This is a genomic window from Solibacillus sp. FSL W8-0372 (genome assembly GCF_037969735.1).
GTDB lineage: Bacteria > Bacillota > Bacilli > Bacillales_A > Planococcaceae > Solibacillus > Solibacillus faecavium.
In genome coordinates this window covers 1,673,122-1,695,189 of sequence record NZ_CP150204.1, presented here as the reverse complement: position 1 = coordinate 1,695,189, position 22,068 = coordinate 1,673,122, and the positions used below count along the sequence as shown (strand labels likewise).

The following is a 22,068-nucleotide window of genomic DNA, read 5'->3' as shown; positions in this document are numbered from 1 at the left end:
GCTAACAACGTCGTGAATTTGAACGTTGTTAGCATTTTTTTTATACCGTCGCGATTGTCATTACAGGCTGCGGTGCTATTTTTGCTACGATGATACTATTAATCGCATTAATATAGGCTAATGCTGAGGCTTTTAGTATATCGGTATCTGCCGCTTTAGCAATGTATTTTTCATCATTGTGTTCGACAATGATTTTTACTTTTCCTAAAGCCTCCTGTCCACGGGAAACGGAGCTGATATTGTATTCAATAAGCTTTACTTTAATCCCTGTGACATCTGCGATTGCAGAGTACAGTGCATCAACCGGTCCTGAACCTACTGCGCTTGATTTAAATACATCTTCCCCACGGCGGATTTTTACGCTGGCAGATGGGAATGTCGAATTTGAAATAATCTGCAGATCTTCAATATCATAAAATTGATCTGAGAATGTTTCTTTACTTGGATTATTCTTTTCCGATTTCTCATAGTAATTTTCAACAATGACATATAAATCATGATCATACACTTCTTTTTTCGAGTCAGCCAGCTTTAGGAAATCAGCAAAAACCCCTTCAAATTCTTCGTCAGTAAAATCGTTAAACCCTAATTTGGAAAGTGAATTTTTAACTGCATGACGACCTGATCTAGCTGTTAGTATTAACTCCATATCTTCCAGCCCTACATCTTCCGGATGCACGATTTCATACGCATCACGGGATTTTAACAGCCCATCCTGGTGAATACCGGAAGAATGTGCAAATGCATTGTCTCCCGTAATTGCTTTGTTAACTTGCACATCAAGACCCATAAAGCTTGAAACTAGACGCGAAGTATTCATAATTTCTTTCGTATTAATATCGGTAAATACATCATAAACATCCCCGCGCGTTTTAATGGCCATTACGACTTCTTCCAGTGCCGCATTACCTGCGCGTTCCCCAATACCATTCATCGTTACTTCCACTTTATCCGCACCATTTTTAATAGCCGCTAATGTATTGGCTGTAGCCATCCCAAGGTCATTATGACAGTGAACAGAAAGCAATACCGAGTCGTCTAAATTTTTCATGCGGTAATTTAATTTCGCAATCATTTCACCCCATTGTTCCGGCTCTGCATAACCGACTGTATCGGGAACATTAATCATCGTCGCCCCAGCTTTCATGACGGCTTCAATCGTCTTCCAAAGGTATTCAAAATCCGAACGCGAAGCATCTTCTGTCGAATATTGAACTTGTGGTAAAAGTGTTTTCGCATATTTTACTGCATCTATTCCTATTTGCAGAATTTGATCTTTTGATTTACTGAATTTTTTTTCTACGTGAATATCCGATGTGCCAAGTACCATATGAATCATCGGATTATGTGCATATTTTACCGCATTATAAACTGAATCAATATCATCTTTTACAGCTCGTGCCAATGCCGTAATCATGATGTCTGAACTGTTTCCTACTTTTTTTGCAACTGCCTGCACTGCATCAAAATCTCCTTGTGAAGATGCAGGGAAACCGGCTTCAATAATATCAACACCAAGCTTTTTTAATTGCTGGGCAATCTCAACTTTTTCATATAAATTCAGTTTCGCCCCAGGCACTTGCTCGCCATCACGTAATGTCGTATCAAAAACCCAAATTTTTCTACTCATTTTCATTTCCCCTTTTCATCTTATATTCATTTCAATGCAACAAACAGGAGCTCAAAATAAAAAACCCCGCCTCTATCCACTACGATAGAGACGAGGTTGAACTCGCGGTACCACTCTAAATTGAACGCTCATTGCTGAAACGTTCCACTTAACGACAATTGATGTCTAGTCTTTTAACGGAGACTGCCGACTTCCCTACTTATTTTCAGGTCGTAGCTCATGGACGAGTTCAATAGTTGTATCTGCCAGTTTCCACCACACACTGGCTCTCTATAAGTATACAGGCTATTTACTATTTCCATTCATTGCTTAACTATTGTCTTGAAATGTAGTTTATCGACAATTTCCAAAGAAGTCAATAGTTATCTGAAAATTTAATTAATATTAAATGCGGTCGCCATTAAAAATAGAGTTTTTAACAACTGCATAATCAACTGTACGAATTGCGGCCAATGTTTTCCCACCTGAATAAGAGATGGAAGACTGCAGATCCTGCTCCATTTCTATTAATGTATCGAAAATAGACCCTTTAGAATCAACATACATTTTCTTGCCTTCTACATTTTTGCGCTCGCCTTTTTGGAACTCCGATGCAGAACCGAAATATTCTTTCATTTGCTTGCCATCAATTTCAACCGTTTGACCTGGTGATTCCTCGTGACCTGCAAACAGTGAACCAATCATAACCATTGATGCACCGAAACGTATCGATTTTGCGATATCACCATGTGTACGAATTCCGCCGTCAGCAATAATCGGTTTCGTAGCAGCTTTTGAACACCAACGAAGTGCAGCTAATTGCCAACCACCTGTACCAAATCCCGTTTTAATCTTTGTAATACAAACTTTACCTGGTCCAATACCTACCTTAGTTGCATCCGCGCCTGCATTTTCAAGCTCACGAACAGCTTCAGGCGTCCCAACATTCCCTGCAATAACAAAGCTATTCGGTAAATGCTTTTTAATATGACCGATCATTTCGATTACTTGATTTGAATGACCGTGGGCAATATCAATCGTAATGTATTCCGGAACAAGCTGGGCATCTTTCAATTCTTCAATAAATGTATATTCTTCATCTTTTACACCAACCGAAATCGAAGCAATATAGCCTTGCTTCTGCATGCGGCGAACAAATTCTGCACGCTTTTCCGGCTGGAAGCGGTGCATTATGTAAAAATAACCTTCAGCAGCAAGCTTCTCAGCTAATGATTCATCAATAATCGTCTGCATATTTGCAGGTACAACTGGAATTTTAAATGTATGATTTCCTAATGTAATAGCAGTATCACACTCTGTGCGACTTTTTACTATACACTTTGCTGGTATTAATTGAATATCCTCATAATCGAAAACTGTATCTACCATTTTCAACACTCCTAAACACGAACGTTTTTATTTTTTTTTACATAATCATTCGTCATTTGTTACTTTACAAAATAATGAAAGCGATGTCAACTAAAAACGAATTATTTTTTAATGTTTATCAGAATCGTTCGGCTTTATGTGTTTTTTCGCTGATTTTTTACTCACTTCAAATAATCATTGCTCCAATAGACAAGAAAATGATTTAATGAATAGAGGAAAAGGAGTCGATGAATTGATGGTAGTCAAGTTTATGAAAGTTACCGTACTTCAATATTGAGCTTTCAACTACTAGCTCAATATCATAAAAGATAATTGGAGCTGAAAAAATGGAACATATACTAAACTGCATGAAAATTATTGGAGACGATACAATTCAACGGACGCAATTAACACATCGTCTTGAACTTGTACGTGCTTTTCAATTGGAAAAAGGTATGAGGGTATTAGAAATCGGATGTGGTCAAGGGGATACAACCGTTGTACTGGCTGATGCTGTTGGACCTGCCGGGCAAGTTACAGCCATTGATATTGCAACTAAAGAATACGGTGCTCCTATTACATTAGGGGAAGCATCGGAAACGATTGCAAAATCTCCATTAGGGCAAATTATTGATTTTCATTACGAAACGGAATTTTTACAGTTTCCTATCGAGGAACCATTTGATGTCGTCGTGTTATCCCATTGTTCTTGGTATTTTCAAAATGCTGAACTATTGGAAGCTTACATGCAGAAAATACGGGCTGTAGCGAATCGAGTATGTTTTGCTGAGTGGGACATTGATTATACGCTGCCTAGTCAGCGCGCACATTTCTGCGCTGCTAATATTTTGGCATTATATACAGCGTTTATTGAAGATGATGGCAATATCCAGAATCTATTTCATAAATCACTTATCAAAAAAATACTAGAAAATACAGGGTTCACAATTACCAATGAACAAACGGTTGAGGCAAGCTACTTGCAAGATGGTCAATGGGAAGTGGATTATAGCAATTACCTACTCAATGAATTTCCGCAAGTTCCTGCAAAAATTCAAACATTAGTAGAAAGCTTTGCCTACTTAATGAATGAGCAGCAAGAAGCTGTATTATCATTAAATAGCTTTGTATTATGTGCAGATGCTTAATCTAATTTATTACAAAAAAATATAGAGGCTGGGACTAAAACCACCTCAATATTAAAAGCCGGTCATATTTTTCTTATCGTAAAATATGACCAGCTCTATTTTTGTGTCTACTTTGAATACGTTGTTCTCCGTTACGGCGGACGCTTTCCTGGGGGTACGGGTCGAGCCTATAGTCTCTCCCACGTACTTATCCCCTAGGAGTCGCCGCCTTCACTACAAACAACTAATTTCCCCTTCATTATCAATTAAATCTATAAAATAATTATATCAACTCTCTATTTTACCCCTTCGAATAACCTTCCAATGCTTCATCCAATTCCGCCAAAATATCTCCCGCTGTACCTTCAAGCACTAAATCAAACTGTCCACTGTCTGAGGATTGATCCAAGTTAATATACACAAGCCTTCCTTTAGCCATCTGTGGTAACTGATTAACAGGGTATACTTCTAAGCTTGTCCCGATTACAATGACTAGGTCGGCATTTTGAATTTCGTTTAATGAGCGATTCCATGCCTCCATCGGCAATGTTTCCCCAAACAACACGACATTCGGACGCAATTTATCTGAGCAATACGTGCAAATCGCGTTATTTAAAAACTGCTCTTTAACATGTGGCTTGTTGCACTTCTGGCAACGTGCCGTCATGATATTTCCGTGCAGTTCCGCTACTTTTTTACTCCCCGCTTGCTGATGGAGCTGGTCCACATTTTGTGTAGCGATGAGTGAAATAAGACCGCGCTTTTCTAAATCGGCTAAAATATGGTGTCCTTTATGCGGGGCACATTTTTTCAACGCCTGAATCCTCATTTGATAAAATTCCCGGAACATTGCGTAATTTTTTTGCAGACTGTCTGTAGTAGCAACTGTACGAGGATCAATATTTTGCCACCAGCCCGATTGCGAACGGAAATCCGGAATACCCGACTCCGTAGACATCCCCGCTCCAGTGAGCACAACCGTTGTTTTCGATTGCTTCATCCACTGCGCTAATAATTCAACCGTCATAGCCATTCCTCGGTGTTAAGCGCTGCTAAATAGCGGATAGGTAACTCCATACGAGCCGTTTTATTTGGATCCACAATTTGACTGATTTTTAAATTGCCTGCTAATGATAGTAAATGGATCGCTTCATCTTTTTTCAACGAAGTATAGGTTAAGACAGTCTTTACCATATTTTTTGTTGCATCGACTGTTGCTTCATCCAATGTAGGCTTCGATGCGATTGTCGATAAATGCCCGTCCCGAATTAAAAATGGTGTCGGAACTGGACAGTTTTTTAACACACGTACATGGACCGTTACTTCTGCCGGTACTTCTCCACCACAAACCGACACTTCTCCATCTCCCATCGCCGCATGACAGTCTCCAAGAGCTAACAATGCCCCCTCTACATTGACAGGTAAATACAGGGTCGTACCTTCCGTAATAGCGGTCGTATCCATATTCCCGCCATGTAAATCAGGAACACCGCAACTGATTGCTTCGCCAATAGGTGCTGTACCAATCACACCAATCATTTTGTTTAAAGGAATCTCAATGTTTTCTGAAAATTGAATTAGATTATTCTGAATTTTCGCTCGTTTAATCGATATTTCCGTTAGCTCATCACCTAAAACACCGAGTTCCGGACCCGTCATTAATGTAACGGTATCACCGATATCGATTTTTTCGATGAACACCTCCAGCACATCACCAGGCTTTGCGTCTTCTACATAGACGGGACCTGTTGCGGGATTAATTTGATTCCAGTCGAGTTTACTGACCGGCTGTTTTTCACTTCGGATTTGATTTGTAAAGCAGTCATATGTTTCAAACACGATACGGTCCCCACTGTTAACACTAGCAGCTGGCGTATTGTTTTTATCCATTGCATAAATTGCCTGTTCTTTTTTGATATAATGCATGAATATCCCCCTTTACTAAGTATAAAAAATGCAAAAGCCTATATTTTATAAACTTCTGCCTCTATTTATAGCTTATCAAATCCGCTTATTACAGACTACATATTTCCAGTTATTCATTTACTACTTCTAGTAAAGTGTTTGTTAACAATGCAAACCGTTCAACAATCTGATCCTTTAAAATGTGTTCATGCTCTGCGTGAATGCCGTCTCCAACAAGTCCAAGACCATCCAGAGTTGGGGTGTGAATAGATGTGAAATTCCCATCGCTGGCACCACCAACTTCTGCGTCTTCCACTTCAAATCCAAGCTCCTCTGCCTCGCCTTGCGCAATTTCAAAAAGCTCTTCACTTTCCTCATCCCGTTCCATTGGCGGACGGTTAATGCCCCCGTCGATGTCAATCTTTGTCCGGCTATTAAATGGCTTTAATTTTTCAAAATAATCATCTATTCGCTCTTGTTCGGTTTTTGTACCAGATCGAACATCCACTCCAAGATGTGCTTCATCTGGAATGACATTTAATTTCCCTCCACCTTGCACCATGCCGACATTTAATGTCGTTCCTTTTTCAAAATCATTTAAAGCCTCAATATTTAAAATTTGGCGTGCCGCTTCAGTAATGGCACTTACCCCATCACGAGGGTTGTTCCCGGCATGTGATGCAAGACCTTTAATGTTCAGTAAATATCTTGATGTTCCTTTACGTGCAATTTTTAACTCACCGGACACTGTAACTGCAGGCTCTAGAATAAATGCTGCGACAGACTTTTTTGCTTCCTCTTCAATTAAAGCTCTTGAAGTAGGGCTCCCAATTTCTTCATCACTATTCAGGAAAAATACGACACGACGCTTTAACGGAAGATTCATTTGTTGAACATATTTAAAAAACCAAATCGCACTTACTAAGCCTGATTTCATATCCAAAATCCCAGGTCCGAAAATTTTATTTTCTTCCTCACGATATGGTAAGGCTCCAGCATCCCATACCGTATCATAATGACCAATCATTAAAATTTGCTCTGTCCCTTCGCCCATTTCAAAGCGCAAATGATTCCCATTATGCTCCATTGCAAATTCAGTGGCTTTCCGATGAAAATAATCAAAAAATATCGATTGAATCACTTCCTTGTAAATATCCAAAAGCTCTTTATTTTGAGAGGGTGAATCAGCCAATACTAAGCGTTTAATATCATCCTTAATATCCTGTTCGTGCAGGCTAAAATAGTCCTTCGCTTCCATAAATACACCTCACATTTCCTTCCCTATACCCAAAAATGCCTAAGCGCTATACACTTAGACATTCGTGGAATTTGATTTTTTTGTCCCTGCAATGGATAAATAGGTAATAAATAGGAGCATCAATAAAATTCCAAAATACTGCCACTTATATAAAATAGAGCCAAGCCAGACAACGGAAATAGCCATCGTTGTTAAAGGTTCCAAACTGGATAAAATACTCGTTTCTACAGGCGTTATGTATTTTAGACTTGTTAAAAATAAAATATAGGCTAACGATCCAAAAATACTCATGGCAATAATCAGTAAGACGAGATTAGGATCCAATAATAAAACCCATTCATCACTTTTCCAAAGCTTTGCCTTTACGGTAAAAATTAGACCGCTCACTATCATTCCCCATCCAATAATGACAATAACGCCAACTTCAGCCATTAACCTCGCTGGATATAGTGTATAAAATGCATAAGTAAAACCTAAAAACAAGCCCCATATGAGCGCTTCCCCACTAACGAGCAAACTCGACACAGATCCGTTAGTAAGCAGTAAGAATAAGCCAAATAATGTACCCGCTATGCCGATTACCTGGCTACGTGCAGGAAGTGCTTTAAATATAATTGAGGTATACACAATAATGAAAATTGGGGCTAAAAATTGTAGCAACGTAGCAATAATCGCATTGCTCACTTCAATGGATTTGACGAAAGTATATTGTAGCCCCGCCATGCCTACTATACTGAAAATGATTAGCTGTGTTGACCAGTATTTACTTTTCCATATCGAAAAAATTGATTTTTTTTGCAAAGCTATGATACTTAAGATAAAAATGCCGGCTATTATTAACCGAATGGCCAGCATAAAATCAGCAGTCATGGCCGTTTCATCCAGCATCCATTCCATCATCGGACCTGTTGCTCCCCAAAACATTGATCCGAAAATAATCATAGCTATGCCTTTCAATCGTTCCAAAATAAAACCTTCTTTCCTTAAACCTTGCATAAGGAAATTTTATCATTATAAAAGTTATATGAATATAAGAATTATTATTTAATTAGCTCAATCCAGCCGCTTTCCTTGATTGTTACTCGGGGTGAATAGTATTTTGGGGGTTCATAGGAAAATACAGTTTTTTCATAATCATCTTTTACGACAAATACATTTAAAAATTGTATTTCATTTATCAATTTCCGAATATGCATCTTATCCGCTAACTCGGTTTTTTCGTTTAATAAAATTAGCAGTTCATTTTTTATACTTAATACGTCCCTCTCATTCGCTCTACGTATAACACTTTTTGGCATTTTTAGAAACTCGTCAATTTTCATTAAGTTTAATTCCATTTTCGTCTTCCTTTCCATCAAACCAATACTTACAGTTCTTTAAAATTTAGCAGTTCCACTTCTTACAGTATTGAGTATTTTATTATGTTATTTACCCAATTTCACCAAATTAACCCCTTATTAATCAAGTTCAGAAAATTAAAAAAGGGGTATGTCAAAGTTTCAAAAACCTTTCACATACCCTACGACAATTGAATAGTTACTTCATATCGTATCTATTAACTTTTAAAAATATATTTTTCAAAAATAATATGAATTCCACAAAATAAAGCAGCTCCGATTGCACCGATGATGGAGTAAAGGAACAGATCGGCTCCTTCAAAAAGATAAAGCGCATACGGCATGGAAAAAGCAGCTCCGACAACGATATAACTGAACCATTTCATTTTTAGTGAGCGGATAAACTTTTCAAAAACGAATGATGTCATTACACCAATGAGCAAAAACATCGGTGCACTTAACACGATAAAAGTAAGTAGTAGCGTACTAAATGATAACTTATTTTCTGCAGCTGTCATAAAATTGACAATCGTTAATGCAAAGCTGAATAAAAATGTTGTGATGAGTGCAACGGTAAATTTGCGACTTAAAGCTTGCACAGTATTCCCCCTATAAATCATTCAAAAAGGCTTCTATATGCTGAATTGTACTTTCAATTTCTTCATGAAAAACATGATTTTGTGTGAAATAGCTATGAACAATTCCTTCCATGACAATACTTTTCGTAGGTGTTCCCATTTCCGATAACTTTTCACCAAATAGTAGCGCTTCATCACGAAGAACATCATATTCAGCAGCCATAATTAAAGTCGGAGGAAAATTCGAAAACTCCTTTAATCGTAATGGTGCAGCCAGTGGATTTTGGGCATCATGAATGGTTGATATGTAATGACGGCTAAACCATTTCATCACATCTTTATCAAGACCAAATCCTTTCTCAAACAGTTTATAGGAGTTCGAATGAAAGCTCAAGTCAGTAACGGGATATAATAAAATTTGTGATTGGATAGGAGGAAGCTCGCCGTATTGGACAGCTAATTGACAAACAGCAATTGCTAAATTCCCCCCGGCACTATCCCCTGCCACCGAGATTTTCTGCGGATTGCCATTTAAAGATTCAGCATGCTGTACTGCCCATAAATAACTATCAAATGCATCATTAACTGGTATCGGGAATGGATGCTCAGGTGCTAATCGATATTCTATTGAAACGACAATGTGCCCGGTCGAAAAAGCTAAACGGGAACAACTTTCATGACACGTATCCAAGTCATTTAAAACCCATCCGCCGCCATGATAATACAAGATTATATTAAACGGTCCTTTTCCGTGTGGTGTATAAATACGTATGCCAATTTTTTCACCATCACGCATCGTTATGGAACGATCTTCAATTTTGGCTACATCGGCAAGTTGCACTTCTCTTTTTGGCAAATTCGCGCGCATTTCCCTTGCCTCTTTATACGTCATCGATGCTAAAGACGGTAATTCCTTCAGATGATTCAAATATTGTTTCGTATGTTCGTATAAAGCATTCATTTTCCCCATCCCCTTAAATACTTTTTATTCCTATAAGTTTACTATGTTATAAGAATAATCTAATTTCTAATATTTTGCAAATGGTGGCGATAAAAAAATCGGTTACTCTGCATGAAAGCAAAATAACCGATTTGTAAATGCACTACTAAATATTTTTTAAATTTTCATATTCAAGTTGCAGCTGCTCGATACGTTTGCGGCCTTCTTCACGATTACGAACAGTTTCTGCTTGAATTTGCTTCGTTTCTTCAATTCCTGCAATAATCGTACGCCATGTTGTTTCGATTGTTTCAACTTTAATGCTCGGGCTTCCGGCTTGTCTGGCAATGTTCACTGAATTTTGACGAACATTTTCCGCATTTCGAACGAGCATTTCGTTTGTACGGCGGTCTAATTCAGCCATCGAATCGGATACAAGCTTTTGGCGCTGCATTGTCACAGCATGGATAAGCCCTTGCTTAAAAATTGGAATCGTTGTGACGAACGCCGAGTTGATCTTACCGATAAGGTGATTGTTCCCTTGTTGCATAAGACGAATTTGCGGAGCTGATTGGAACGATACTTGCTGTGCCATTTCCAAATCATAGCCGCGCTGCTCTAATAGCTCTATACCGCGCGTAACTGTTTCTAACTCCATAATGGCTTCATGATCCCCTGCACCCGCTTTAGCCGATAAAGCAGGCACTTGCTGGCGTAAATCATTGACTTTAATATCAATAGCAGCAATATGCTCACTTAAAGAATGGAAATAATTCAGGTTTTCATCATACATTTGCTCAAGCTGAATCGTATTGCGCTTCATTTCAACTTCGTATTTTTGAATTTCGTTGTAGACAACATCCACTTCTTTATTCATCGTATCGTATTTCGATAGAATGCGTTCTAGTTGCTCTTTACTTTTTGAAAACAGTTTTTTTAGGAAGCCTTTTTTCTGTTCTTCCTGGAAATCCTGCGGGTCAAAGCGGTCCATAATTTTATTTAAATTATTCAGTAATGTCGTTGATTTTTCTAAATTACTTTGTTTAATCGTTGCAAGCATACGGTCCGAAAACTTAGAAATACCCTGTGCTGTTTCTTTCCCGAATTCCAACACTGCAATTTGATTTTTTACATCAATTTTTTGAGCTAGCTGTTGAACTTGCGGCTGTTGCTTTAAATGCTCCTGACGCTGGCGGATTTGTGAAAGCTCCTGTTCGGATACAAGCTGTTTTTGCGGTTGTTCAACTAAATCCGTTGTTTGCGTTGTGTCCTGCTCTGTACGCTTGTTTAAATCTTCAAATAATGGATTTTCGTTCATCATTAATTCCCCCGTTCTATGTACTATTAGTATTTACGTTAAAACAAGTGAAAAGTTTCATCCTCTTACTGGTAATTATAACTGAAACGAACTTTTATTATCTATAATATAGCAGCGATTTTAGCACCCCTACTTAAAATGACGAAAAAAATGCCCTTTTATACAAAAAGGACATTTTTTCAAGTCTACTATTGGGGGAGAGACTTCACACCCATACAGGCTTTGCATGAGTCTATAATTAAATTACCCCAAAGTCATTAATGTAAACCCATTATTTTAAAGTTGTAAAGATTTATTTCGTATCGGCTTTAAAATTAGACCCGTTACAAAAATACATATTGCAATGACAACGGCCGAATAAAACAGCCCACTATAACCGCTCTGCGCAGCCATTGTAGTCACTTCATTCACTGAGTTTAAAACCGCATTTTTTAAATTTGGATCCTGAATATTTTGTACAATGCCCATCATCTGCTGTTCAGAAAACTCTGCACCACCTGCAAACTGGCTGCCAATTTGCGCAAGTTCGGCTGTCGCTTCCTCGGTTAAATTAGCATCTTGAACATTATTTTGTAAAATCGACTGGAAATCGGATTTAAATATTGCTGGGGTTTCACTAAACCCACGGGCAATGAAGCCTGCATAAATCGTTGGAGCAATCGTCATCCCAATTGTTCGGATTAATGATAACGATGCCAGTGCAGTCCCCTTATTTGTTTGCAATTTCTCAGTCGCCAAAATATTTAAAGGTGCACCTAATAGAACCCCCATACCTACACCGCCTATGATCGATGCAATGACAAACTGCCACTTTGCATCAATCCATGCCGGGAACAGGAAGAACCCTATTGCGGCAACAATTCCTGAAAATAATACAGCTAAAATCGGACCGCGTTTATCGACTAATATACCTCCAACTGCCGCTCCAATACCTGCTGCTATTGCGAGTGGTGTCATCCAATAACCGGCATGCTCGGATTTAATGCCCATAACCTGCTCTGAGAATGCGGGAATGAAGATCATCGCAGCAAGCATTGCTCCTGATAAAAGCCCAAGTAATAATGTTAGTAAATACGTTGGCTGACGCATTAATGACACCGGTAATATCGGGTCGCCACCTTTTCGTTCCAAACGGGTTTCATAGAAATAAAGAATAATTAATAAAATAATTCCAGCTAATAAAAACGGATATACGTCTGTCGCCAATAACGATTTAAAGAAATTAAGCCCTGTAATATTTGTTAGCCCGTACATGATTCCTAAAATAGCAATCGATAATAATACAGTTCCAGTCATATCGAGTTTCCCTGGAGTTGGATCTTTTATTTCCTCCAACTTGGTCATTCCCATAAATACGAGGAAAATGGCAATCGGAACATTGATTAAAAATAACCAGTGCCAGCTGCCTGTTAAATCCAAAATAACACTTCCGATATTCGGTCCTAAAACGGCAGCAATACCATTCATTCCTCCAAGCATACCGAGTGCTTTCCCCTGTTTTTCAGCAGGCAATGTACTAACAACATAAGAGGTACCGATAATGAAAATACCACCGCCGCCCATAGCCTGAATAAATCGGGCAATTAAATAAAAAGTAAAGTTAGGACTAAGCGCTACAAGTAACGAACCGAGACCAAATAGTGCAATCTCCACGATAAATAACTTTTTCCGACCGTAACGATCTGAAAGCTTACCTACAATTGGTACACTAATTGCCAAGCCGAGTGTATATAGCGTTACCCCCCATGCTCCCCAGTTTGCTTCCACATTGAAAGACTGATTAATTGTCGTTAAAGCCGCACTAATTATTCCATTATCAAGTGCGGCCATAAAGACGCCTATGGCAAACAGTGTGATTGCCCAGGTTTGAGATGATTTAGAATTGGTCACTTTCATTTTCCTTTCTTGTTAAGATGACTAATATTATAGCTCAAAAAAAACCTACTTTCTAAAAAAAATTAAAGTAGGTTGAAAATCTAATTTGAATATAAATGACAAGCAACAAAATGCCCTTTTTCATACTCTTTCAATTGAGGTACTTGCTGAGAACAATGTGGCATTGCCTTTGGACAACGCGAATGGAACACACACCCTGTTGGTGGATTAATCGGACTCGGAATTTCACCTTCCAGTATAATACGCTTTCTGGATTCTTCAATATCCGGATCTGGTATTGGAATGGCAGATAATAAGGCTTCCGTATATGGATGAAGCGGCTTTTCATAAAGCGCCTCACTCGTTGTCAGTTCAACCATATTCCCTAAATACATTACTGCAATACGGCTTGAAATATACTTAACCATCGATAAATCATGTGCGATAAACAAATAGGTAAGCCCTTTTTCTTTTTGTAATTTTTGCAAAAGCATAACAACTGAAGCTTGAACAGAAACATCAAGTGCTGAAATCGGCTCATCTGCAATGATAAAATCAGGATCTAGCGCTAAAGCCCGCGCGATACCGATACGCTGTCTTTGCCCTCCTGAAAACTCGTGCGGGTAGCGGTTTGCATGATCTCTATTTAACCCCACACTTTCTAATAGTTCTATGACTCTATTACGTAATTGTGCTTTATCTTTATATATACCATGTACTTCTAAAGGTTCAGAAATAATTTCTAAAACGGTCGAACGTGGATTTAATGAAGCATATGGATCTTGGAAAATCATTTGCATACTTCGAATAATTGCCTCTTTTTCTTCACCCTTAGCGGTATGCACATTTTTCCCTTTAAATACTACTTCGCCTTCAGTTGCATTATACAACCCCATAATCGTACGGCCTGCTGTTGATTTGCCGCAACCTGATTCACCAACTAAACCGAAAGTTTCTCCTTTAAATATATCAAATGAAATACCGTCTACTGCTTTTAACGTTGTACCTTTACCTAAATCAAAATGGCGTTTTAGATTTTGAACAGATAATAGTTTTTCTTGCTGCATTATATAGCCCCCTTGATATAGTGTCTAATCTATATTATTTCTTTGTTTATATGATGAACCAACAATTTTTAAACATCATTTACTCTTTGTTAAAGCAGGTATCTTGTGCCACTTTAAAGCGATTAATTCAGGTGACTGACCAAGATGGATAATGTACCCTTTATTGCACCCCAGGCATAATACGTAAAGTCTTATCCTCAGTATTTAATGTGGCTTCTACACCTAATGGAATAGCAAAGTGCGGTTGACAATGCCCTATTTTAAAGCCCTTCATAACAGGATAAGGTTTTTTGCAAAAGTAATCATCAAATACCTCATCCAGCGTTAATGTAGGTTTATCACCAGTTGACGCAGCATCGGCAAAGTCGCCAATGACAACACCCGCGAGATGATCCAGTTTCTTCGCCTGACGTAACTGATTCAGCATACAATCAACACGGTAAGGCTCTTCGCCAATATCTTCAATAAATAATAGTTTTCCTGTAGTATCAATCTCAAATGCTGTACCAAGTGAATTTGTTAATAATGAAAGATTCCCACCGATAATTTCAGCAGTGGCTATACCTTCACAGAGAATATGTAGCTGACTGATTGATTCCTCGTATATAAGCTCTGTTGGCTCAAATAACTGCTCAAACATTTTCGCGGATAATGGTGCAAAATCCTCTCCTGCCACATCAGAAGCAAGCATTGGTCCGTGAAATGTTACTATGTTGTTTTTTTGACCGATTGCTGTATGTAAAAAAGTAATATCCGAATAGCCCCATAAAATTTTCGGGTTATTATTCAGTAATTCAAAGTCGATTTTGTCGGTTATACGTGCCGCACCATAACCGCCTCGAGCACAAATAATGCCAGCAATATCAGGATCCGAAAACATTGTATGTAAATCGCTTAGACGTTCTTCATCCGACCCTGCTAAATAACCCCACCTTTTGTCGCAATTTTCACCGAGTTTATAGTTCAGCCCTAGACTTTCCAAAAAGGGCAGTGCTTTTTCTAACTGACCGTCACGATAAGGTCCTGAAGGTGAAATAATGCCTACTGTATCCCCTTTTTTCAGCCGTTTTGGTTTTTGTCTCATTTATTATTTCCCCTTTCGTATTTTCACACATAAATGAATGCCATTCATTCACTTATGTGTGAAAACAAGATTCCTATAAAGGAATCGCGACGCCGTTATGACGTCGCAATTTCAATATTATTACTTTTTGTCTGCATATTTCAGTTCAATAGAACCTACTGCTGGACGAACGATATCTGTTACATTTGATTTTTGTAGTACAGAACCGTTATAGAAGTAAAGTGGTACTAATGGTGCGTCTTCAATTAAGATTTTTTCTGCATCTAATAAATAGTTCCAACGAGTTTGTGCATCAACTTCAGCACGTGCTTTTTTGATTAGCTCGTCGAATTGCGGATTTTTCCATCCTGTTCTGTTCATAGCGTCATTATCAGATGTAAAGTTTTCTAAAGCATTAATCGGGTCTGCGTAGTCATGACCAAAAGTAGAACGTGAGAATTGCAGATTTAATGCAACCTGCTCTTCACGGAATACTGCCCACTCAGAATTTTGAATCGATACATCGACACCTAATACTTGTTTTAACTGGCTTTGCATTGTTTCAGCGACTGATTTCAATACGTCACTCGTATTATATGAAAGCTCAACAGCAGGTAAAGTATCCCAGCCCTCTTCAGCCATACCTTCTTCTAATAATTGTTTTGCTTTATCAGCGTCAAAGCCAATTAAAGAACCTTGAGTTTCACGGAAGTCTTTACCGTCCGGACCTTTGAAGCCATAAGCAACAAAGCCATCAGCTACTTTATTTCCTGTTTTTACTACATAGTCTACGATTTCCTGTGCATTAATAGCATAAGAGAATGCTTGACGGATTTTTTTGTTTGTAAATGGTTCTTTTGTTACGTTGAATCGGTAGAAATGTGTGCCGGCCATGTCATAGACAATAGCTTCCGGATCATCTAGTAATGTATCCGCTAAATTTGACGGAATTCCTGTTACATCTAACTCACCTGTTTGGTACATTTGGTAAGATGTATTCGTATCATTAACCATTGCCCATTCAACACGGTCCAGTTTAACGGAATCTTTATCCCAGTAAGTGTCGTTTTTAACGAATGTCATTTTTTCTTCATGGCTCCACGTATCTAATTTAAATGGACCATTTCCTACAAATGTATCCGCATTAGCGAACCAGTCAGGTGTAGCTGTTGCTACTTTTTCATTTACAGGGAAGAAAGTAGGTAATGTAATCATCGCTAAGAAACCATCAAATGGTGAAATTAATTTCACTTCGAATGTCTTCTCATCAATAGCCTTAATGGCAACCCCTGAAGCATCACCAGTACCTTCGTTGTAAGCTTGAGCACCTTCAATATAACCTGTTCCTAAGAAAGCAGAATAAGAAGCTGTTTCTGGATTTAACATATGTAACCATCCATAAACAAAGTCTCCTGCCGTTACAGGATCACCATTCGTCCACTCAGCATCACGTAATGTGAATGTATACGTTAATCCATCTTCTGAAATCTCGTATTTTTCTGCCATTGCTTCCTTAGGTTCAAGATTTTTGTCCAGACGGACTAAACCTTCCATTAAGTTATTTAATGGATCCCAAGAAACGGAATCAAATCCGATTGACGGGTCAAATGATGTTGGTTCATTTGCATTATTTAAATAAAGTACTTTTTCTTCATCAGTAGACTCCGTGTCTGCGTTTTCAGCTGGTTTTTCTTCGGAATCTTTGCTTTCTGTTTCTTCATTTGCTGTACATGCTACTAAAACAATTGTTAGTAATGACAATAGCAATAGCGATAACCATTTTTTCATTAAAATCCCCCTCTGTTTATCTTTATCCTTTTTGTTGTGAAATGTTTATATAAAGCATTTTCATGCCATTCACCCTATTGTTTTACACGCGGATCCTGAAGCCAGCAGCTTACTTGATGAAATTCATTTATTACCGTTGTATCAGGTTCAACTTTATTACACACAATCATTGCTTTTGGACATCTTGCTGCAAACGCACATCCCGGCGGTGGTGCAAATAAATCAGGGGGTGTGCCATCAATTGGCTTAAGCTCCTCTTCCAGTAAATCAAGGCGAGGTACCGAATTTAATAATCCTTGTGTATATGGATGCTGAGGGTTATAAAAAATATCTCGTTTCGTACCGATTTCAATCACTTGACCTGCATACATAACCGCAATTCGGTCAGCAATTTTTGCTACAACACCAAGATCATGTGTAATTAAAATGATCGAAACACCAGTACGCTGCTGGATCTCAGCAAATAGTTCTAATATTTGGGCTTGAATGGTTACATCAAGTGCAGTTGTAGGTTCATCTGCTATTAGTAGTTCCGGTTCGCAAATTAAGGCGATCGCAATTACGATACGTTGTCGCATCCCACCTGAAAACTGATGGGGATATTGTTTTAACCGATCTTCCGGATTAGATAGCCCTACTAATTTCAGCATTTCAATTGCCTTTTTCTTTGCATCGGCGGAACTTATTTTTTTATGTGTCTTTAAACCTTCTGTTAGCTGCTCGCCAATTGTTAATGTTGGATTCAAAGCGGTCATCGGGTCCTGGAAAATCATTGAAATGTCTTTACCTTGAATTTCACGGAATTGCTTTTTTGTAAATGTCGATAAATCTTTATCTTTAAACATGATCTTCTCTGCTTTAACAGTACCGGGCGGATTTGGTATTAAGCCCATAATCGCATTCGACGTAACACTTTTACCACAGCCGGATTCTCCAACGATCGCTAATGTTTCCCCTTTAAATAGCTGAAATGAAGCACCACGTACGGCCTGAACCGATCCTCCGTATGTTTTAAATTCAACCTTTAAATTTTCGATAGTGAGAACTGCTTCCAGATCCTGTTCCATCACAATTGGATGGATATAAGTTTTTTCGGTCAGATTGTTGTCGATTGTTGCCTTCATGAATGTTTACCTCCTTAACTTTGGATCAAGAGCATCCTGTAATCCATCACCTAATGTGTTAAATGCAAACATCGTCAGTGAAATAAAAGCGGCTGGGAAAAATAATCTCCACCAATGCCCTGTTGAAATTACTGATAATGCATCGTTCGCCATTACTCCCCATGAAGCATAAGGAGCTGAAATTCCAAGTCCTAAAAAGCTTAAAAAGGCTTCAGCAAATATTGCGGTTGGAACAGTTAATGTCATTTGTACAATAATTGGTCCCATAGAGTTTGGTAGCAAATTTTTACGAATGATACGCATCGTGCCAGCACCAAACGATTTAGAAGCTGTTACAAATTCATAATTTTTCAGCTGTAAAACCTGCCCCCGAACAATACGCGCCATGCCAATCCAGCCCGTAACCGTAAGTGCGATAATAATTGTCGTCATCCCTGGACCCATAACGACCATTAATAAAATAACAACAATTAAATTCGGTAAGCCGTATAGTATCTCAACGAAACGCATCATAATTGAATCTGTTCGTCCGCCTTTATATCCAGCAATACCACCATAAATAACGCCAACTAAAAAGTCGATCGTCGCTGCAGCAATACCTACAAACAATGAAATACGAGCGCCGTACCATGTTCTAGTAAATACATCACGTCCTAGCTCATCCGTTCCAAACCAATGTGTAGCGTTCGGCGCTAAATTTTGATTTGGTAAGTTAATATCCGTTACGGAATGTGGTGAGATAATCGGGACTATGATGGCAAAAACCGATAATAAGAATAAAAATACAAGACTAAATAATGCTAAATAATTTTTACGTAAACGGCGCCATGCATCCGCCCAATAGGATAATGCAGGACGTACAACCTGTTCTTTGCTTTCCGCATCTTTTGGAGCAGGTGCAAACCATTCTTCTGGAATTACTTTTGTCTGTGCCATTAAGCATCCCCCTCCTTTTTATGTAACTTAATGCGGGGGTCTAAGAATCCATAAACAATATCTACTAAAAACAGCATAAACACTAAAAATGCACTGTAAAACACCGTTGTCCCCATGATGAGTGGATAATCTCGATTGTTAATACTTTCAACGAAGTATTTCCCCATGCCAGGAATTCCAAATATTTTCTCGATTACAAATGTACCAGTCAAAATTCCAGCTAACATTGTGCCTAAAATTGTAACAACTGGCATTAGTGCATTACGAAGTGCGTGTCTTACAACGATTCTCCAAGGTTTTAACCCTTTTGCACGTGCCATCTTAATATAATCCTGCGTTAATACTTCCAGCATACTGGCACGAGTTAAACGTGCGATAATGGCCATTGGACCAGTTGCCAAAGCAAGTATAGGGAGCACCATATGTTTCGTACTTGACCAAGTCGCAGCAGGTAGCCAGCCCAAATTTACAGCGAATACCTGAATAAGTAGTGTTGCTAAAATAAAGTTCGGTAAAGATATACCAATTACCGCAATCGTCATCGCAGTATAATCTATGACTCCATTATGTCTAAGGGCAGCTATTGTCCCAAGAAGAATCCCGGAAATAAGCGCGACGATTATCGTAGCTATACCAAGTTCAAACGATATCGGAAAGCCTCGTTCCAATAATCCATTGACCGTTTCAGTCGGTTTTTTAATGGAAGGTCCGAAATCGAAAGTAATGATCCGTTCTAAATATGTAAAATACTGAATATAGAGTGGTTTATCTAAGTTATAATAGCTTTCTAAGTTTGCTTGAATTGTCGGGTTAGTTGTGCGATCTGAATCGAACGGTGAACCAGGTATTTGGAACATTAAGAAAAATGTTAGTGATGCAATTATCAATATTGTCATTATCATCATAATAAAACGCTTTACTATATAACCTAACATGTTAGCAGTGCCCCCCTTTTCTAAGTTAGCCTTTTTCTCTTTGTCTAATGAGTACACTATTCGAATGGCATGATTCTATTAAATTGTTAATAGATATGTTCTTATAACTCACTTTAAAAAGAGTATTTTATATTTCTAGTTATTACCCCTTTCAAATATATCGACTGAATTGTCTAAATATTTTTTATTTTATTACAATTTATCATATATACATTTATTTGAAAAGATAGAATTTTCTTTTTAATAATACTGATATAATTTCACTCTATTTGGTTGAAATCTCTTAATATATAGTAAAAAAATTAGAAATAAAAAAAGATGCTCTGTAATAACTATGATTACAGAGCATCTTTTATGCATTATTTTAAGTGTGTTTTCGCAATTTCAATTTGATTTGCAACTTGCTCAAAGCCTGTGCCACCGAGGGAATTACGACGGCGTACTGCTGCTTCTGGAGCTAGCACTTCATAAATATCTTCATCTATTAAAGCGGATTCCTTTTGCATTTCAGTTAAAGGTAAATCTAATAGATAAATACCTTGTTGGATGCATGTAAATACTAGTTTCCCTGTTACTTCATGCGCTTCACGGAACGGCATTCCTTTTGTCGCTAAGTAATCAGCAAGCTCTGTCGCATTGGAGAAGTCTGAATGAACTGCACTATGAAGACGTGGTTTATTCACGACCATTGTGCGTACCATTCCTTCAAAGATTTTAAGAGAGCCAAGTACCGTTTCCATCGTATCAAACATGCCTTCTTTATCTTCCTGCATGTCTTTGTTATACGTTAATGGCGTGCCTTTTAAAACCGTTAAAAGACCTACTAAATTACCGAATGCACGGCCCGCTTTACCACGGATTAATTCTGCCATATCCGGGTTTTTCTTTTGAGGCATAATCGATGAACCTGTTGAAAATGCATCATCCAGTTCAATGAATTTAAATTCATCTGTCGACCAAATTATAATTTCCTCAGCAAAACGGGATAAGTGTGTCATTAATAATGCCGAATTTGATAAAAACTCCACGATGAAATCACGGTCACTTACCGCATCCATTGAGTTGGCATAAACTTGAGAAAAGCCTAGTAGTTCCGCTGATTTAAGCCGATCGATTGGGAAAGTTGTACCTGCCATCGCACCGGCACCTAATGGTAAAATATCAATGCGCTTCATCGATTCGATAAAGCGTTCTTTATCACGCTCTATTTGCCAGAAATATACCATTAAATGATGTGCAAAGCTTATTGGCTGTGCACGTTGTAAATGCGTATAACCTGGTGCAATTGTCTCGATATTGTCCTCTGCTTGCGCAATGATTGTTTTTTGGAAATTCTCTATTAACCCAACTACTTCAGGCACACGTTTCTTTAAGAATAAATGCATATCTGTTGCTACTTGATCATTTCGAGAACGTCCAGTATGTAGTTTTCCTCCTACTGGTCCGATTAAATCGATTAGCATTTTTTCCAAATTCAAATGAATATCTTCATTTGCAACTAAAAATTCCAACTCCCCAGCTTCCGCCTTAACCTTTAATTGCGCTAAGCCGTCTATAATTTTCGCTACATCTTCAGCTGGTAATATACTTTGTGCACCTAGCATTGTTACGTGTGCAACAGATCCTTCAATATCTTCCAATACTAATTGTTGATCAAAGCCAATTGATGCTCCGAATTCGTCGACCCAGCTTTCCGCTGATTTTTGGAAACGACCGCCCCATAATTTTGCCATAATGATTTCTCTCCTTATCCGTTTTGCCTCGGCAGCTTTGTGTCTGAAAGAGGCTTTAACTTCGATTAATGAGCATAACCGTACCTAATAATTGAAGTTAAAAGAAG

19 protein-coding genes and 1 other annotated feature are annotated in these 22,068 nt (G+C 38.3%); of the genes, 1 reads left to right on the top strand and 18 read right to left on the bottom strand.

What is annotated here, in order from left to right; all coding sequences use genetic code 11:
* Positions 1–40: 40 nt before the first annotated feature.
* Both MKY13_RS08365 and guaC read right to left on the bottom strand, forming a co-directional pair.
* Complete coding sequence (locus MKY13_RS08365) at positions 41–1,630, bottom strand: 2-isopropylmalate synthase (RefSeq protein ID WP_191699084.1); 1,590 nt, start codon at positions 1,628–1,630, stop codon at positions 41–43.
* An 83-nt stretch (positions 1,631–1,713) separates the two neighbouring features.
* Positions 1,714–1,945, bottom strand: a binding site (T-box leader).
* 69 nt (positions 1,946–2,014) lie between these two features.
* Positions 2,015–2,998: a GMP reductase gene (gene guaC, locus MKY13_RS08360; protein WP_339216460.1), complete on the bottom strand. Its 984-nt coding sequence runs from the start codon at positions 2,996–2,998 to the stop codon at positions 2,015–2,017.
* Positions 2,999–3,345: 347 nt separating this feature from the next.
* Here guaC and MKY13_RS08355 point away from each other — a divergent pair, with 347 nt between their 5' ends.
* On the top strand, positions 3,346–4,125 hold the full coding sequence (locus MKY13_RS08355; protein ID WP_339216458.1) for a class I SAM-dependent methyltransferase: 780 nt from the start codon (positions 3,346–3,348) through the stop codon (positions 4,123–4,125).
* Positions 4,126–4,405: 280 nt separating this feature from the next.
* On the opposite strand, the gene MKY13_RS08350 is transcribed toward MKY13_RS08355, so the two are convergent.
* The 16 genes from MKY13_RS08350 to argH form a co-directional block, all read right to left on the bottom strand.
* Positions 4,406–5,131 (bottom strand): NAD-dependent deacylase, encoded by a 726-nt coding sequence (locus MKY13_RS08350; protein WP_339216456.1) that lies wholly within the window; start codon positions 5,129–5,131, stop codon positions 4,406–4,408.
* Positions 5,128–6,030, bottom strand: a complete 903-nt coding sequence (locus MKY13_RS08345; protein WP_339216455.1) for an acetamidase/formamidase family protein — start codon at positions 6,028–6,030, stop codon at positions 5,128–5,130. The genes MKY13_RS08350 and MKY13_RS08345 overlap by 4 nt, the downstream gene beginning before the upstream one ends.
* 109 nt (positions 6,031–6,139) lie before the next feature.
* Complete coding sequence (locus MKY13_RS08340; protein ID WP_339216453.1) at positions 6,140–7,267, bottom strand: M20 family metallopeptidase; 1,128 nt, start codon at positions 7,265–7,267, stop codon at positions 6,140–6,142.
* Between the two features lie 54 nt (positions 7,268–7,321).
* Positions 7,322–8,233: an EamA family transporter gene (locus tag MKY13_RS08335; protein ID WP_339216451.1), complete on the bottom strand. Its 912-nt coding sequence runs from the start codon at positions 8,231–8,233 to the stop codon at positions 7,322–7,324.
* A gap of 74 nt (positions 8,234–8,307) precedes the next feature.
* Positions 8,308–8,604: a cytosine deaminase gene (locus MKY13_RS08330; RefSeq protein WP_191699091.1), complete on the bottom strand. Its 297-nt coding sequence runs from the start codon at positions 8,602–8,604 to the stop codon at positions 8,308–8,310.
* 218 nt (positions 8,605–8,822) lie between these two features.
* A complete protein-coding gene (locus tag MKY13_RS08325) occupies positions 8,823–9,203 on the bottom strand; it encodes a hypothetical protein (RefSeq protein ID WP_191699092.1) in 381 nt (126 codons plus the stop codon).
* 10 nt (positions 9,204–9,213) lie between these two features.
* Entirely contained in the window at positions 9,214–10,143 is a 930-nt protein-coding gene (locus tag MKY13_RS08320) for an alpha/beta hydrolase (protein WP_191699093.1), read from the bottom strand.
* Between the two features lie 145 nt (positions 10,144–10,288).
* The gene (locus tag MKY13_RS08315) at positions 10,289–11,440 is read right to left on the bottom strand and encodes a toxic anion resistance protein (RefSeq protein ID WP_339216884.1); all 1,152 of its coding nucleotides are present in this window, start codon (positions 11,438–11,440) and stop codon (positions 10,289–10,291) included.
* 276 nt (positions 11,441–11,716) lie between these two features.
* Positions 11,717–13,336, bottom strand: coding sequence for an MFS transporter (locus tag MKY13_RS08310; protein WP_339216447.1), 1,620 nt, complete (start codon positions 13,334–13,336; stop codon positions 11,717–11,719).
* A gap of 80 nt (positions 13,337–13,416) precedes the next feature.
* Positions 13,417–14,382 (bottom strand): oligopeptide/dipeptide ABC transporter ATP-binding protein, encoded by a 966-nt coding sequence (locus MKY13_RS08305; RefSeq protein ID WP_191699096.1) that lies wholly within the window; start codon positions 14,380–14,382, stop codon positions 13,417–13,419.
* A gap of 160 nt (positions 14,383–14,542) precedes the next feature.
* Entirely contained in the window at positions 14,543–15,466 is a 924-nt protein-coding gene (locus MKY13_RS08300; protein ID WP_339216444.1) for an LD-carboxypeptidase, read from the bottom strand.
* Positions 15,467–15,586: 120 nt separating this feature from the next.
* Positions 15,587–17,233 carry a peptide ABC transporter substrate-binding protein gene (locus MKY13_RS08295; RefSeq protein WP_339216442.1) on the bottom strand — a complete coding sequence of 549 codons (1,647 nt, stop codon included), beginning with the start codon at positions 17,231–17,233 and terminating at the stop codon, positions 15,587–15,589.
* 74 nt (positions 17,234–17,307) lie between these two features.
* Positions 17,308–18,288, bottom strand: a complete 981-nt coding sequence (locus MKY13_RS08290; protein ID WP_339216882.1) for an ABC transporter ATP-binding protein — start codon at positions 18,286–18,288, stop codon at positions 17,308–17,310.
* A 75-nt stretch (positions 18,289–18,363) separates the two neighbouring features.
* The gene (locus MKY13_RS08285; RefSeq protein WP_191699099.1) at positions 18,364–19,293 is read right to left on the bottom strand and encodes an ABC transporter permease; all 930 of its coding nucleotides are present in this window, start codon (positions 19,291–19,293) and stop codon (positions 18,364–18,366) included.
* Positions 19,293–20,228: an ABC transporter permease gene (locus tag MKY13_RS08280; protein ID WP_191699100.1), complete on the bottom strand. Its 936-nt coding sequence runs from the start codon at positions 20,226–20,228 to the stop codon at positions 19,293–19,295. Before MKY13_RS08280 ends, MKY13_RS08285 begins: the two co-directional genes overlap by 1 nt.
* Before the next feature lie 359 nt (positions 20,229–20,587).
* A complete protein-coding gene (gene argH, locus MKY13_RS08275) occupies positions 20,588–21,961 on the bottom strand; it encodes an argininosuccinate lyase (RefSeq protein WP_191699101.1) in 1,374 nt (457 codons plus the stop codon).
* Positions 21,962–22,068 lie beyond the last annotated feature (107 nt).

Coding starts and splice junctions, on each gene's coding strand:
- MKY13_RS08310 (WP_339216447.1), bottom strand. CDS start 13,336: ATGAAAGTGACCAATTCTAAATCATCTCAAACCTGGGCAATCACACTG.
- MKY13_RS08305 (WP_191699096.1), bottom strand. CDS start 14,382: ATGCAGCAAGAAAAACTATTATCTGTTCAAAATCTAAAACGCCATTTT.
- MKY13_RS08340 (WP_339216453.1), bottom strand. CDS start 7,267: ATGGAAGCGAAGGACTATTTTAGCCTGCACGAACAGGATATTAAGGAT.
- MKY13_RS08330 (WP_191699091.1), bottom strand. CDS start 8,604: ATGGAATTAAACTTAATGAAAATTGACGAGTTTCTAAAAATGCCAAAA.
- MKY13_RS08345 (WP_339216455.1), bottom strand. CDS start 6,030: ATGCATTATATCAAAAAAGAACAGGCAATTTATGCAATGGATAAAAAC.
- MKY13_RS08315 (WP_339216884.1), bottom strand. CDS start 11,440: ATGAACGAAAATCCATTATTTGAAGATTTAAACAAGCGTACAGAGCAG.
- guaC (WP_339216460.1), bottom strand. CDS start 2,998: ATGGTAGATACAGTTTTCGATTATGAGGATATTCAATTAATACCAGCA.
- MKY13_RS08285 (WP_191699099.1), bottom strand. CDS start 19,293: ATGGCACAGACAAAAGTAATTCCAGAAGAATGGTTTGCACCTGCTCCA.
- MKY13_RS08295 (WP_339216442.1), bottom strand. CDS start 17,233: ATGAAAAAATGGTTATCGCTATTGCTATTGTCATTACTAACAATTGTT.
- MKY13_RS08365 (WP_191699084.1), bottom strand. CDS start 1,630: ATGAGTAGAAAAATTTGGGTTTTTGATACGACATTACGTGATGGCGAG.
- MKY13_RS08350 (WP_339216456.1), bottom strand. CDS start 5,131: ATGACGGTTGAATTATTAGCGCAGTGGATGAAGCAATCGAAAACAACG.
- MKY13_RS08355 (WP_339216458.1), top strand. CDS start 3,346: ATGAAAATTATTGGAGACGATACAATTCAACGGACGCAATTAACACAT.
- MKY13_RS08320 (WP_191699093.1), bottom strand. CDS start 10,143: ATGAATGCTTTATACGAACATACGAAACAATATTTGAATCATCTGAAG.
- MKY13_RS08300 (WP_339216444.1), bottom strand. CDS start 15,466: ATGAGACAAAAACCAAAACGGCTGAAAAAAGGGGATACAGTAGGCATT.
- argH (WP_191699101.1), bottom strand. CDS start 21,961: ATGGCAAAATTATGGGGCGGTCGTTTCCAAAAATCAGCGGAAAGCTGG.
- MKY13_RS08280 (WP_191699100.1), bottom strand. CDS start 20,228: ATGTTAGGTTATATAGTAAAGCGTTTTATTATGATGATAATGACAATA.